The sequence below is a fragment of the Sphingobacterium sp. B29 genome (genome assembly GCF_001952815.1).
GTDB lineage: Bacteria > Bacteroidota > Bacteroidia > Sphingobacteriales > Sphingobacteriaceae > Sphingobacterium > Sphingobacterium siyangense.
Window position 1 is genome coordinate 6,185,435 of record NZ_CP019158.1, and the last position, 14,956, is coordinate 6,200,390.

General features: G+C 40.5%; 10 protein-coding genes. 6 read left to right on the forward strand and 4 right to left on the reverse strand.

Going from position 1 to position 14,956, the window contains the following annotated elements; translation table 11 throughout:
• The first annotated feature begins 84 nt into the window (after positions 1-84).
• A complete protein-coding gene (gene dnaK, locus BV902_RS26390) occupies positions 85-1,989 on the forward strand; it encodes a molecular chaperone DnaK (RefSeq protein ID WP_075994436.1) in 1,905 nt (634 codons plus the stop codon).
• A gap of 112 nt (positions 1,990-2,101) precedes the next feature.
• Here the strand turns inward: dnaK and BV902_RS26395 are convergent, their stop codons facing one another.
• From BV902_RS26395 to BV902_RS26405, 3 genes are all read right to left on the reverse strand, one after another.
• Entirely contained in the window at positions 2,102-2,785 is a 684-nt protein-coding gene (locus tag BV902_RS26395; RefSeq protein ID WP_075994437.1) for a TIGR02117 family protein, read from the reverse strand.
• Positions 2,786-2,883: 98 nt separating this feature from the next.
• Positions 2,884-3,795, reverse strand: a complete 912-nt coding sequence (locus tag BV902_RS26400) for a sugar phosphate nucleotidyltransferase (protein ID WP_075994438.1) — start codon at positions 3,793-3,795, stop codon at positions 2,884-2,886.
• A gap of 134 nt (positions 3,796-3,929) precedes the next feature.
• Complete coding sequence (locus BV902_RS26405) at positions 3,930-5,471, reverse strand: helicase HerA-like domain-containing protein (protein WP_075994439.1); 1,542 nt, start codon at positions 5,469-5,471, stop codon at positions 3,930-3,932.
• Positions 5,472-5,639: 168 nt separating this feature from the next.
• Between BV902_RS26405 and BV902_RS26410 the strand changes: the two genes are divergently transcribed.
• The 5 genes from BV902_RS26410 to BV902_RS26430 all read left to right on the forward strand — a co-directional run bounded on the left by BV902_RS26410 (position 5,640) and on the right by BV902_RS26430 (position 11,589).
• Positions 5,640-5,975: a hypothetical protein gene (locus BV902_RS26410; protein ID WP_232475633.1), complete on the forward strand. Its 336-nt coding sequence runs from the start codon at positions 5,640-5,642 to the stop codon at positions 5,973-5,975.
• A gap of 240 nt (positions 5,976-6,215) precedes the next feature.
• Positions 6,216-7,760, forward strand: a complete 1,545-nt coding sequence (locus tag BV902_RS26415; RefSeq protein WP_075994441.1) for a SulP family inorganic anion transporter — start codon at positions 6,216-6,218, stop codon at positions 7,758-7,760.
• A 208-nt stretch (positions 7,761-7,968) separates the two neighbouring features.
• Positions 7,969-8,616 carry a carbonic anhydrase gene (locus BV902_RS26420; RefSeq protein WP_075994442.1) on the forward strand — a complete coding sequence of 216 codons (648 nt, stop codon included), beginning with the start codon at positions 7,969-7,971 and terminating at the stop codon, positions 8,614-8,616.
• 178 nt (positions 8,617-8,794) lie between these two features.
• Complete coding sequence (locus BV902_RS26425; protein WP_172840742.1) at positions 8,795-10,465, forward strand: glutamine--tRNA ligase/YqeY domain fusion protein; 1,671 nt, start codon at positions 8,795-8,797, stop codon at positions 10,463-10,465.
• A 458-nt stretch (positions 10,466-10,923) separates the two neighbouring features.
• Positions 10,924-11,589 (forward strand): OmpW/AlkL family protein, encoded by a 666-nt coding sequence (locus tag BV902_RS26430; RefSeq protein WP_075994444.1) that lies wholly within the window; start codon positions 10,924-10,926, stop codon positions 11,587-11,589.
• A gap of 146 nt (positions 11,590-11,735) precedes the next feature.
• On the opposite strand, the gene BV902_RS26435 is transcribed toward BV902_RS26430, so the two are convergent.
• Positions 11,736-14,765: a glycosyltransferase family 117 protein gene (locus BV902_RS26435; protein WP_075994445.1), complete on the reverse strand. Its 3,030-nt coding sequence runs from the start codon at positions 14,763-14,765 to the stop codon at positions 11,736-11,738.
• Positions 14,766-14,956: the final 191 nt, after the last annotated feature.

Here is a 14,956-nt window from a genome sequence, read left to right on the forward strand (position 1 = left end):
TTTTTTTACAAAACTTTTGGATTGGCATAAGGGTTGATAATAGACTGATAGAATTTATTTAAGTAAAAAATTAAAACACAAGATATGTCTAAAATTATAGGAATTGACTTAGGTACTACAAACTCATGTGTTGCCGTAATGGAAGGTAACGAGCCTGTAGTAATTACGAACAACGAAGGTAAACGTACAACTCCTTCGATCGTAGCTTTCGTAGAAGGTGGCGAGCGCAAAGTTGGGGATCCAGCAAAGCGTCAAGCAATTACTAACCCGCATAAAACTATTTATTCCATCAAACGTTTTATGGGTCTTTCATACGATGAAGCTGTGAAAGAAGCTGAACACGTACCTTATAAAATCGTTAAAGGTGACAACAATACACCTCGTGTAGAAATTGATGACCGCAAATATACACCACAAGAGATCTCTGCCATGATTCTTCAAAAAATGAAGAAAACAGCTGAGGATTTCTTAGGTCAAGAAGTAACTGAAGCTGTTATTACAGTTCCTGCATATTTCAACGACGCACAACGTCAAGCAACAAAAGAAGCTGGTGAAATCGCTGGTTTATCTGTAAAACGTATCATCAACGAACCTACAGCTGCAGCTTTAGCTTACGGTTTAGACAAAGCACACAAAGACATGAAAATTGTTGTGTTTGACTGTGGTGGTGGTACACATGACGTTTCGGTATTAGAATTAGGTGACGGAGTATTTGAAGTTAAATCTACTGACGGTGATACACACTTAGGTGGTGATGACTTTGATAACGTAATCATCAACTGGTTGAACGAAGAATTCAAAAGTGAAAACAATGGCTTTGACTTGAAAAAAGACCCAATGGCATTGCAACGTTTGAAAGAAGCAGCTGAGAAAGCGAAAATTGAATTATCAAGCGCAACTTCTACTGAAATCAACTTGCCATATATCACTGCTGATGCAACTGGTCCAAAACACTTAGTTCGTTCATTATCACGCGCTAAATTTGAAGCTTTGGCTGCTGACTTGATCAAGAGAACAATTGCTCCTTGTGAGTCTGCATTGAAAAATGCTGGTTTCAGCAAATCTGATATTGATGAAATTATCTTAGTAGGTGGTTCTACTCGTATCCCTGCAATCGTTGATGCTGTAAAAGCATTCTTCGGAAAAGAGCCTTCTAAAGGTGTAAACCCGGATGAAGTTGTAGCTTTAGGTGCTGCTATCCAAGGTGGTGTATTGACAGGTGAAGTAAAAGACGTTTTATTATTGGATGTTACTCCACTTTCATTAGGTATTGAGACAATGGGTGGTGTGATGACTAAATTGATCGAAGCAAATACAACAATTCCAACTAAAAAATCGGAAACATTCTCTACTGCTTCAGACAATCAGCCATCTGTAGAAATTCACATCTTACAAGGTGAACGTCCTATGGCAAACCAAAACCGTACAATCGGCCGTTTCCATTTGAATGACATTCCACCAGCTCCTCGTGGCGTTCCTCAAATCGAAGTTACTTTTGATATTGATGCGAATGGTATCATCAAAGTATCTGCAAAAGATAAAGCTACTGGAAAAGAACAAAATATCCGTATCGAAGCATCTTCAGGTTTGTCTGACGACGAAATCAAACGCATGAAAGAAGAAGCTGAAGCAAATGCTGATGCTGACAAAAAAATGAAAGAAGAAGCTGACAAAGTAAATGCAGCTGACGCTTTAATCTTCTCAACTGAAAAACAATTGAAAGAATATGGCGATAAAATTTCAGCAGATAAAAAAGCGCCAATTGAAGCTGGCTTAACAAAATTAAAAGCTGCTTACGAAGCGAAAAACTTTGCTGATATCGACGCTGCTTCTGAAGAATTGCAAAATGCTTGGAATGCTGCCTCTGAAGAAATGTATGCTGCTTCTCAAGGTGGTGCACAACAACCTCAAGGTGATGCAGGTCAAGCTCAAGGTGGAAACCAAGGTGGTGATGATGTAACTGACGTAGATTACGAAGAAGTGAAGTAATCACTCCTCCTCATAAAAAAAGCTCCGGGATTAATCCTGGAGCTTTTTTTTATGGCTATCATTTTCACTATCTCACTTCACATTCAACGAGATCCTGCTTATGTATTTCTAACTACTTCTTATTTTTATAGTGACTTAATATTCCTTTGTCCAATGTCGCCCATATACCTGCTGGCATAGCTGCCTTCTTTAAGGCATTATTTGTCCAGGTATTGCAGGAGTAAAACATGCTATAGGCTCCCTTTGCTTCATAAAAAGCGTCTGAGTCACCATACTGTGCATCTGTTTTCACCAAAATAGTTTCCGCTTGATTTCGATCCAACGAATCTTCTATATATTTTATCAGATCCCGGTATTGGGATCTACTGATCTGATAAGCAAAACATAACTCATCCTGCTGAACCGAATTGTAATAGGTCACATGCATGGCAGACTCCCCCAATCCAAAGGCAGCAACAAAGGCCGTCGATGCTTTTAAATCCTTCCATTCTGGTGTGTCCAAATAGAATCCTTTATCACCCCAACCGATACCCACATACCGATATCCGCTATGTTTCCCAACTGTATTCCCATAGGGAAATAGTTGCGACCAATCCATCTCTTCGTTAACGACAGGCAATACAATATCGGTATGAATACCATTGGACTGAACAAAAACCTGAATCGTCTTCTCTTCGTCTATATTCTTCTTTGGAGCCGAAATTCTTGACAGACTGTATTCAGCAACAATATAGAGCACACAAAAAGACAACAATCCTAAAATAATATAACCAAACACCTTAAGAATTTTTTTCATCTAAGATCTATTTCCGCTCAATTAATCTAGCGCACAGGTAAAAAAAAACCTGTATTGCTTGACAATACAGGTGAAAGATAAGCTATTTCTTTTAGCTCTTAAAATAACTTTTCAGGATATATTCCATCAGCTACTAATTTCGAAATCGATTCTTGTACGATAGGTTTATCTTCTTTATAAGTTACGCCAAACCATTTCGAAGAAGTTGGGATCACTTTAAAATCAGCCAACTTATGTTTCACCATATAATCCGGTACGGAAGGAATGAAAAATTCTGCTTTTAAATTCGCCTTATTTTCCTCAACAAATGCAGGGAACATCGCCTGCGCCACTTCGAAAATCTTTGGTGTAAAGCCCCAAAAGTTCATCGAAACGCGGGTTTTTGGATCTAGGTCTGTTTCAACACCATTCTCTTCATAAACGATTTTGCGATCGTCACCTTCACCTTTGTAGTATATATTTGTACGTTCAGTTACACTTTCCATGTGTCCAGAAGGGGTAACCTCACATACTCCGCGTGAAACATAACCATAATCAGACATGGTATTTCCAACCTGGAAGCCCATCAATGACATTTGCTCATCAGAAACTTCGGTTGTTAAGAATTCGGCCATTTTTTGAAAAGAATCCGAGCCATAGAAATCGTCTGCATTGATTACACAAAAAGGTTCATGCACTTTATCCTTAGCGCTCATCACCGCATGGGCAGTACCCCAAGGTTTAGTTCTTTCGATAACGTGGTTAACGCCAAATTTCGTTAGGTCAAAATCTTGAAAAGCGTAATCTACTTCTATTTTACCTTTCAATTTTTCATCAAAAACTTCTTTCATTTTATCTAGGAACTCCTCCCTAATAATGAATACAACTTTTCCAAATCCTGCGCAAATGGCATCGTAAATTGAATAGTCAATAATTGTCTCGCCGTGTGGGCCAAAACTGTCGACTTGTTTTAAAGAACCATACCGGCTAGCCATTCCTGCTGCCAAAATCAAAAGGGTTGGTTTACTCATATTTAAATTGCGTTAATAGAATTTTCTTTTCGTCCGCAAACTTAGCTAAATTTGCCCTTAAAAGCAAATTTAGCTAAGTTCAGCTCCACCTTCAAAGGTATAGTATTGAAACGAAAAGAATCAAAAAATTATTGTTATTTCTTTTTTAAAAATGCGTTTAATAAACCCGTCGCTAATTTGCCCAACAACTTAACTCCTTCCCGTGCTAGCGTCGTTGTCGCAGTTCGTTGTGCAGCCTCCAAAGGCGTCTGTCTCCTGGAAGAAGGCCGACTTGCCTTCTCTGCTTCTTTTTCCTGCGCCGCACGTTGTTGTTCCTGCTCAGCGGCCTGCATTCGCTCATCTATGATTTCAGCTGCAGAACGATTTTCTTGTCGCTCCTGGTATTTAGCTTTCAAATCAGACTGATTGATAATCTGGTTGATTGTTGCATCAGCTGCAGGCCCCATCACGGCACGTGCTGGTACCAAATGCGTAGCAACAACCTCTGTAGGAATACCTTTGTCGTTCAATACGGTAATCAATGCCTGTCCCGTCCCCAAAGCGGTCAACATCTGATCAATTTCATAAAAATCAGATTTTGGATACGTTTTGACTGTCTTCTTTAAGTTTTCAGCATCGTTGGGTGTAAAGGCACGCAATGCATGCTGCACCCGATTTCCCAATTGCGCCAATACGGACTCCGGTACATCGGTTGGAGACTGTGTACAGAAGAAAACACCTATCCCCTTCGAACGGATAAGACGAATAATCTGATCCACCTGTGTCAAAAAGGCTTTAGGAGCTCCGTTGAACAGCAGATGGGCTTCATCAAAGAAAAAGACCAGCTTCGGTTTATCCAGGTCGCCAACTTCGGGCATATTTTTAAACAATTGTGCCAATAAACTCAATAAGAATGTAGAATACAGTACGGGTTGATCTTGCACATCGGAAATATTCAACAGGCTAATCACCCCCCTACCATCTACTTTTTGAAACAAATCGTTGATATCAAACTCTTTCTCGCCAAAGATATGAGCCAAACCTTGCTGCTCCAAGGCGACGATCTTACGCAGGATAGTTCCCGAGCTGGCGGAACTAATCTTACCATAATCGCTTTTGATTTCTTCGCTACCAGGTCCTTCTGAAAGGTAGCTTAGCAGTTTTTTGGTATCTGAAAAATCGATCAATGGCATTTGATGATCTTGCGCATATTTAAACATTGCGGCCAATACCCCTGTTTGTGTTTCATTGAGCTCCAGGATCCGGCCCAGCAAGACCGGTCCGAAATCTTCTACTGTAATCCGCATGGGAATCCCCTTATTGCCAGAAAGTGAATACAGTTCAACGGGAAATGACGACGGCTCAAACGGCACGCCCACAGCGTTTCCCCGATCAATAAGGGCCTGATTGGTGACACCTGGTTCTGCTAAGCCCGATAAATCGCCTTTGACATCCAGCATAAATACAGGTACAGAGGCATCCGACAACTGTTCGGCGATCAATTGTAGCGTACGCGTTTTACCGGTTCCGGTCGCCCCGGCAATAAGTCCGTGACGGTTCATCATTTTCAAGGCCAAATCCACTTTTGCCTCTGCCAAAATTTCACCATTGAGCATTCCCGCTCCCAGATAGATAAATGCTCCTTTGGGATTATAGGAGGCCTGGACCTTCTCAATAAATTGTTCTTTATTTGCCATATGAAAGGCTTAATATTTATAAATCAAAAAAAATTGAAAACTTTTCAAAAAATAATCTCTTCGTCACAATTTCGTGCCAAATTTTATTTTTAGTGCACTATTCATTTGAATTTAACATAGAATTACTATTTTTACGATGTAAAACAGTAAGATTAAAGGTAATAAAAAATGTTAAATAAGCGGTTTAGATTTGTGGCAGCATTCCTTTGCGCTATCATCTTTTTCACAAAGATGGCCATCTCTATTTCGCCTATTTTTTCCAACAGCTTAGATCAAAGCACCATCTTACAGGTCGTTTTACAACTTGAAATCGAAAACAATAACGGTGCAAGTAACGATACACTTGAAACCGCCTCAAAATTTTTCAATACAAAAACAGAAGAACCTATTGTATTTGAAACCATTATCGTTGAGAACCAAGGAAAACAGAAGAATTATCTTAAAAATGAGAAAAGCATTTTAGCTTTCCATCCTACGGTTCCAACACCGCCTCCTAACTGTTAATAAAGGCATCCCTCGGGGATGTAATTCCATCGACCCGCATGCAAAAGATAATGCATGTGCGGTATCCTTGATTTTTCTGAAGTAATCGATCTGCTTTAGTTCGGTTGAATATTATCGTTGAGCTTTCTCAGCAAGACACTTTGTCAATGCTATTGAAGGACATACGATATAACGATACAAAGCTACAGCTCACTAAAGGTTGCCTGATGAAAACTTTATTTATAGATAAACACAAATTTTATGTTTGGAACTCGTACGTCGGCTTTTCTGAAACTATCGAAAAGAGACTTAAAATATGACTTCCCTGCTAGTGTTGTGGTGTTTTTGGTGGCACTTCCATTATGTTTGGGAATTGCAATGGCCTCTGGTGCGCCATTGTTTGCAGGATTATTGACTGGTGTAATTGGTGGAATCGTTGTCGCTTCAATCAGTAAATCACCACTCAGTGTAAGTGGGCCAGCTGCTGGTCTTACCGTTATTGTCCTAGGTGCTATTCAGAGCCTGGGCGCATATGAAACCTTCCTACTTGCCGTCGTGATCGCAGGTGTAGTGCAGGTCATTCTTGGTATATTAAAAGCCGGGATGATCGGCAATTATTTCCCCTCAGCGGTCATTGTAGGTATGCTTGCCGCGATCGGCATCACAATTATCATGAAGCAGATTCCTTTGGCATTGGGCTTAGTGGAAACACATGCCTTCGAAATGGACAATGGACATGGTATTGGCGCCTATTTTGATACGATCGCCTCCGCGATCAACTTCGGTGCATTGATCATCTGTGCACTATCATTGGCAATCCTCATCTTCTGGCCATCTATTCCAAAGCTTAATAAGGTTCCGGCCCCATTGGTTGTCGTGATTCTGGGCGTAAGCTTAGCTTATTTTTTCAACGGCTCAGCGCTTCAATTGTATGATAAACAATTTGTTTTGGTCCCTATTGTCGGTTCTTTTGCTGAATTCACAGGATTATTTACCCAACCGGACTTCACACAGATTGTCAACAAAGATGTATGGATAGCTGCATTTACGATTGCAATTATTGCAAGCCTAGAAACCTTATTGAGCATCGAGGCGGTCGATAAAATAGACCCTTACAAAAGAAATACGCCAACCAACCGTGAACTCGTTGCACAAGGAATCGGTAATATGACCAGTGGACTTCTAGGCGGTCTACCCTTAACATCCGTTATCGTACGCTCATCAGCAAACGTCAATGCAGGTGGAAAAACGAGACAGTCTGCTATCATGCATGGTATGTGGCTATTGGTTGCTATGCTCGCTATCCCAACAATGCTGAATATGATTCCTTTGGCCTGCCTAGCGGCTATTCTTCTCCATACAGGGTATAAATTGGCTAAACCAAGTCTATTCACCTCAATGTACAAAAAAGGCTTAGATCAATTTATTCCATTTTTTGTCACCATTGTAGCGATCGTGTTTACCGACCTTCTTATGGGTGTAGGAATAGGCATTGTCGTGGCGACATTCTATATTTTGAGAGCAAATATGAAAAATGCTTTCAAATATAATATTGAAAAAGACAATGAAGAAGATAAGGCTGTCATTACATTAGCGGAGGAAGTATCCTTTTTGAACAAGGTTCCTATCCAACAGAAATTATACAGCTTACCAAAATCGATCAGTAAGATCCGCATCGATGGAACATTCAGTAAATTTATAGACAAGGATGTCATCGAAGTCATAAAAGATTTTGAGCAGAACGCGAGAAGTAAGGGAAAAGATATCGAGCTTTTGCAGGTTGTCTATAAAAAACCCTCCTCATAAGGGAAAGGCTTTCGACGTATCGCGTAAGCCATTACCTTCCATCGTTCTACCAGCAATCCTTGGTTGAAACAAGAGGAAGGATTATTGAACATCAAGAACAGATTTCAATAAAAAATAAGTTGTTTGAAGTAAACAATGAATTTAGACATTTGTATTATTATAATAAAATCGAAACGATGCCTTTGGGCAAGAGTGAAATAAGAAGAATATGGAAAATAAAGATTTAAAAATAGGATTTGACAATATCATAAAAGGAAATAAAGAGTGGATGGAATTCGTAAAGAATGACGCTACGGGACGCTTCCAACAACTTGCTAAAGGTCAAAATCCGGAAATTCTTTGGATCGGTTGTGCAGATAGCCGTGTGCCCGCAAATGAATTGACAGGTACAAAGCCGGGGGAGGTTTTCGTTCACCGTAATATTGCCAACATGGTCATTCACTCGGATATGAGTATGCTTTCCGTATTAGACTATGCCGTGAATGTGCTGAAAGTAAAACATGTGATTATCGCTGGTCACTATGGCTGCGGTGGTGTTGCGGCATCTTTAAGCCGTAAGCAGTATGGTATTATCGACAACTGGTTGGGCCATATCAAGGATGTCTATCGCTTACATAGCGCAGAGATCGATGCGATCCAAGAACATGATAAAAAAGTAAATCGCTTAATCGAGCTCAACGTACAAGAACAGGTTTTCAATCTTTGTGCGACGTCGATTATCCAAAACGCATGGAAAGAGCGTAATGATCTTGCGGTACATGGAATGATTATCAATATCGGCACGGGAGAATTGATCGATCAACACTGTACCTTTACCAATAATGATGAGCTAGGTGAAGTCTTCGCTTATAAATAGAGTAGTAACAAAAATCGGTAAAAAGGGACGAAATTTCGTCCCTTTTTTATTTCATATCCCAACGTTATTAAGTCTCTCCATTCCAACAGATACAGCTGCAATATTCAACCGCTCATGCTAAGCCGAATATCTACGATCTCCTAGCTAATATTTCACGGCGAATAATTAACTTTGTATTATGAGTGAAGAAAAATCATTAAATTTTATCGAGGAAATTGTCGAAGAGGATCTTCGTACAGGGAAGCATGGCGGACGTGTATTGACACGTTTTCCTCCTGAGCCAAATGGTTACCTCCACATTGGTCACGCCAAATCCATCTGCTTGAATTTTGGATTAGCACAGCAGTATAATGGCAAGACTAATCTACGTTTTGATGACACTAACCCTGTCACTGAGGACACTGAGTATGTTGAAAGTATCAAGAAAGATATTCAATGGCTTGGATTCCAGTGGGCAGCGGAATTATATACTTCAGATTATTTCGAGACACTATATAGTTATGCCGTTGATCTAATTAAAAAAGGTCTAGCTTATGTCGACGACAGTACTGCTGAAGAAATTGCAGCAGCAAAAGGTACCCCAACAGAACCGGGTGTTCCCACTCCCTATCGCGATAGGTCTATTGAGGAAAATCTAACCTTATTCGCGGCTATGCGTGCCGGTAAATACCAAGATGGTGAAAAAGTGCTACGTGCAAAGATTGATTTAGCTAGCCCCAATATGCATTTGCGTGATCCTTTGTTATACCGCATCAAACATGCGCATCACCACAGAACAGGGGATCAATGGTGTATCTACCCAATGTATGATTTTGCGCATGGACAATCAGATTCCATTGAGAAAATTACACATTCGATCTGTACGCTGGAATTTATTCCACACCGTCCACTTTATGATTGGTGTATTGATAAATTGGAGATTTTCCCTTCCAAACAATACGAATTTGCACGTTTGAATATGACTTATACCGTCATGAGTAAACGTAAATTGCTGCAGTTGGTCAATGAGAAGTTTGTTGAAAGCTGGGACGACCCGCGTATGCCTACGATCTCAGGATTGCGCAGAAGAGGGTACACACCTGCGAGTATCCGCAACTTCTGTGAAAAAATCGGCGTTCAAAAACGTGAAAACATGATCGATGTCAGTCTTTTGGAATTTTGTATCCGTGAGGATCTCAACAAAACGGCATGGCGCAGAATGGCTGTTCTTGATCCGATCAAATTGGTGATCACCAACTATCCTGATGGTCAGGTAGAGGATCTTGTTGGCGAGAACAATCCAGAAGTCGAAGGTGGTGAAGGTTCACGCTCCATTCCATTTTCAAAGGAGCTCTGGATAGAGCGCGATGATTTTATGGAAGATGCACCAAAAAAATTCTTCCGTTTAGGCCCTGGACTTTCTGTACGTTTGAAACATGCTTACATTGTCACCTGTCATGATTTTGTGAAAGATGAAAATGGCCATGTAACGGAAGTTCATTGTACGTATGTTCCAAACTCAAAATCGGGAGAAGACACTTCGGGATTAAAAGTAAAAGGAACAATCCACTGGATCTCTGTTCCACATGCAAAAGAAGCCGAAGTGAGACTGTACGACAGATTGTTCAATGATGAAAATCCTGCCGCTGCAGAAGATTTTAAAGCATCGATAAATCCTGAAAGCCTACATATCATTGAACGTGCTTACATTGAACCGGATCTTGCAAATGCAACCCCGGGGAAAGGATATCAATTTATACGATTGGGGTATTTTACCTTAGATACACATTCAACTCCAGCTCATTTAGTCTTTAACCGTACGGTTACATTAAAAGATTCTTGGGGTAAGGAAGTAAAGAAAAACGCGTAAAATCGTAACCTATAAAAAGAAGAGGTTGGAAGTGATTCCAACCTCTTCTTTTTATAGTGTATTCTTATCCCCAATATTCTCCAACATGCCGGATTTATATCCCCATTAATCTGGCTAAACTACAGCTCTGTCAACCTCTTGGAACATCAGCTCTCATAGATAAAGCTTCCCAAAGAATCCACTCCTGCTCGAAAATGACCACCTTTTATCAGGTTAGCTCGTTCTCAATCCAGATAACTGCTTGAAAACTGCCTGCCCGTTTACTTTCTTCGAACTGAAAAACTACAAGAGAAGATTTATGCTTTCCCGTACTTCTCTTTTTTTACAGCAGTAATTTATAAAGGTACATCATCTGCAATAAGAAAAACATTGTATCATTCATTTTTCAACCTGATTATCGTCACTCTTTTGCCGTGATTTTAGCAATAGTTTTACAGCAAACAAATACCCTTAATGATATGAAAAAGCTACTTTTAATTGCACTGACCTTCACCCTAGGCGCACTAAGTTTACAGGCACAAACAATCCCTAATCAACGCTGGCAAATGAGACTCAGAGGTGTGACAGTCATGCCAAACGAATCGGCCAATATTAATACCATAGGCGGAGACGTCGACATCAATACGAAATTTATCCCTGAACTGGACTTCACCTATTTCTTCACAAAAAACATTGCTGCGGAATTGATCCTTGGGACTACAAAACATAAAGTTAATACAACCGGTTCAAATTTAACTGCCATTGGTGGCAGTTCATCCAGCAATGTCGATCTTGGCAGTGTATGGCTCCTTCCACCTACACTGACAGCTCAGTATCATTTCTTCCCCGATGGTGCCATTAAACCTTATGTAGGTGCAGGAATAAATTATACCATATTCTATAGCGTCAACGCGGGAAAAACGGTAAAAAATGTAAAATACGATAATGCTTTCGGTTTTGCGACTCAGCTGGGAATTGATTTTAAGCTATCTGAAAAATATTTCGTGAATTTGGATGCGAAGTACATTCTTTTAAAAACAGATGTCAATGTTGATGCATCAAATCTTGCACCTAACTTATCCATACCGGCAAAAGTTGACATCAATCCCTTCTTGCTCGGCTTTGGAGTCGGCATGAAATTCTAATCATTTGGCTCATTCCCTATCCTATATGTATCGAGGCCTCTTCCAATATTTTAGAAGAGGCCTCATCTGTTTTTTTTACCTCAAGTATAGCAGTCAATTTACCGTTTAGGCAGACCGCGTAAATTTGGTTCAGTGTGTCATCAAAATTATTCTACTCCGTACCAATTTTGATATTGCTGTCTCAAGCGCTCAACACGTGCCAATCGCTTGGTATCTTTTGCTTCCAATAAAATAGCCTGGTACCGGTCTACAGAATCCAAACCGGTCTGAATATCATTCCACTCGAAGCTCAGGTTTTTCTTATCCGTCACCAACTGATGTAGATACTCCATATTTTCAGCCACATAATCAAGGTTTCGGTCCATCATCCTGTTGGCTAGCTGCGGTTGTCCCGAACGATATAGACTATCGATAATATCGGCATAATTGATGGCATCTGACATCGCATATACGCGATCGGGTAATTGATCGTATGCTTTTTTCGCTACTTCCCCAGCTTGTTTGACCTGACCATTGGCCAAGAGCATCCGGGCGGCTTTTCCAAATATATCACGGGCGTACATACTTGTAAAGCGAAACGAATCGGTATCCAAATACTGTGCATTTTTAACATTGCCCCATTGATACGTATGCATAATATTGTTATATAATGCTTCCATATTAACTAGGCCGGCCTGCTCATTTCGTTTTCCTGTCGACTGATCTGTAGCAGCGACAGGCATCAATCGGGAAGTAAAGCCCTCATTGACCAGGTATTTATCCAGGCCCAATTTAATGTCACTTGGCAGCATGTTCGAAAAATATATCGGTCTGTCCCAATGGTTATTTTCAAGCACCGATAACAGGGTTAAATCCGCCCTGGTCAGATGATCATTCGGAATTTCCCATTCCATTGCAGAAACAATAGCATCCTGAAAATAAGCCGGAACCGCATTTTTCTTAACCACCTCCTCTTTATCAACGCGCAATTGGACTTTCTTGGAAGGGAAATAGTTTTCCATATCACCTGAATTCAGCTGAACTTTATACTCCGGATCATCCGATGTGACAAACTGCAATAATTGCTGTATATCCACCGCATTATCAAGCTGTCTATCCACAAAAGGGATATAATCACGAACGCCTTTTTTTGTCTTTTCAGCTGGGATCGTCACGGGAAGACCTGCCGCTTGATACGTCGGCTGCTTCGCCTGCTGCATATACCAATCGCCAGTCAGATAACTTAATACCACAACCCGAACATCCGGGCGTACTCCTTCCACTTCTTGCAAATACCATACAGGAAATGTATCATGATCTCCATAGGTAAATAGAATAGCATTTGGAGCGCAGGATTCTAAATAATTACGTGCCATATCCCTTGCCAGCGATTTTTCAGAACGATTATGATCATCCCAATTTTGATGGGCCAAAATAATGGGACCGCCCAATAAAGCGAAAGAAATACCTGTCGCTAACGCATACCGTGTTTGTACAAAACGATTGAGAAACCGAACAAATGCTATTGCTCCCAGTCCGATCCAGATCGCAAACGCATAAAAAGATCCTACGTAAGCATAATCTCGTTCCCGAGGTTGCATAGGAGTTTGGTTAAGATAAACAACGATCGCTATTCCCGTAAACACAAACAGTAAGGTCAAGACCAAGGTATAAGGTTTATTGTTTCGATACAACCAGATCGCTCCGGCTATTCCCAGTAGCAATGGAAGGAAAAAATAGGTATTCCGGCTCGGGTCATGCTCCTGTGATTGGGATATTTTATCTTGCCCTCCCAAACGCCAATTATCCAATGGTTTAATCCCCGACAACCAGTTGCCGTCACTATAGGTCCCATACCCCTGCCTGTCATTCTGTCTACCGACAAAATTCCACAAGAAATATCGGGTGTACATATCACCCAGTTGAAAATTAAAAAAGAACTTAAAATTATCCGAGAACTGTGGCTGCTGCCCCTCCTTCAAATTGAGGTAACTCCTATAATAAGCCTGATGGGCTCCATCTTGACTATATATGCGGGGAAAGAAAGTTTCCTTATCAAACTTATACTTATCGACCTGACTAAAAGGAATATACCCTGATTCATCTTTGCGATAACCGGTTTTACTCTCTACACCAACGACTTGTGAATCATAATTGGGCCCTTTGAGTAAAGGTTCCCGGATATATTGCTCCCGGCTCAGATAACCCAAAAAAGAAAACACATTGTCCGGCGCATTATTGTTTAACGACGGATTGGCTTTTCCACGGATTAAAACCATAGTATAGGAGCTATAACCAAATAGAATAAAACAAAAGACCAGTAACCCGGTATGCAGTGTGTATTGCCGCTTTTTATAAGAATAATATAGCCCATAAATGAGGAAGCACCCCAACAGCAGACAAAAGAAGAAGATACCTGAGCCAAAGGCTAAACCTAATGAATTTACAAATAAGAGGTCTACCTTAGCTGCGAGAACGACCAACCATTGAATAATTCCCCACAAAACAGCCCCCAAGATCAGCACTCCTACCAAGAAAGCTTTTATTGTACCTTTCGCATTAACCTGTCCTGCTCTTCTGAAATAGACAACCATCGCTATAGCCGGAATTGCCAACAGATTTAATAGGTGCACTCCGATCGAAAGGCCCATAACAAAAGCAATAAAAACCAGCCAACGATCGCTACCTTCCTCATCTGCACGGACTTCCCACTTTAAAATTGCCCAAAAAACAATCGCAGTACACAATGAAGACATCGCATATACCTCGGATTCAACAGCCGAATACCAAAATGAATCACTGAAGCAGAAAGCCATTGCACCAACTAAGCCCGCAGCAAAAATTTGGAAATAATTCGATAATTGAACTTTCTCTTGCCTGTTGAGTATCTTTTTGGCAATTGCTGTTATTGTCCAGAATAAAAATGTAACAGTAAGCCCACTGCAGATTGCGGATCCAATATTCATCCAATAGGCGATTTTACCTGCATTACCCAAAGCCAGGTTGGAAAATATATTCTGAATAAGAAGAAATAATGGTGCTCCCGGTTGGTGTGCCACTTCCAGCTTGTAGGCACAGGCAATAAATTCACCACAATCCCACCAGCTTACCGTCTTTTCAACGGTGGAGATATATACACATGTAGCAATTAGTCCGCAAGCAAAGCCGAGTAGAGAATTTAATCTAGTGTACGTCATAAGGTCAATTTGGTCTATTGTTAAAATCTTTTTTAGCACTTTAAGTTAAAAAGTTATCCTGACTCCAATAAGTTAATTAACACTATTTAACACAAGTATCTGACTATAAACAGGCTATTAAACCCTAAATATAGCGATCGACCTAAACCACACGATCAAAATTCTGGACATATTTTAGGCTTTCACAACGA

Coding starts and splice junctions, on each gene's coding strand:
- dnaK (WP_075994436.1), top strand. CDS start 85: ATGTCTAAAATTATAGGAATTGACTTAGGTACTACAAACTCATGTGTT.
- BV902_RS26395 (WP_075994437.1), bottom strand. CDS start 2,785: ATGAAAAAAATTCTTAAGGTGTTTGGTTATATTATTTTAGGATTGTTG.
- BV902_RS26400 (WP_075994438.1), bottom strand. CDS start 3,795: ATGAGTAAACCAACCCTTTTGATTTTGGCAGCAGGAATGGCTAGCCGG.
- BV902_RS26405 (WP_075994439.1), bottom strand. CDS start 5,471: ATGGCAAATAAAGAACAATTTATTGAGAAGGTCCAGGCCTCCTATAAT.
- BV902_RS26410 (WP_232475633.1), top strand. CDS start 5,640: ATGTTAAATAAGCGGTTTAGATTTGTGGCAGCATTCCTTTGCGCTATC.
- BV902_RS26415 (WP_075994441.1), top strand. CDS start 6,216: ATGTTTGGAACTCGTACGTCGGCTTTTCTGAAACTATCGAAAAGAGAC.
- BV902_RS26420 (WP_075994442.1), top strand. CDS start 7,969: ATGGAAAATAAAGATTTAAAAATAGGATTTGACAATATCATAAAAGGA.
- BV902_RS26425 (WP_172840742.1), top strand. CDS start 8,795: ATGAGTGAAGAAAAATCATTAAATTTTATCGAGGAAATTGTCGAAGAG.
- BV902_RS26430 (WP_075994444.1), top strand. CDS start 10,924: ATGAAAAAGCTACTTTTAATTGCACTGACCTTCACCCTAGGCGCACTA.
- BV902_RS26435 (WP_075994445.1), bottom strand. CDS start 14,765: ATGACGTACACTAGATTAAATTCTCTACTCGGCTTTGCTTGCGGACTA.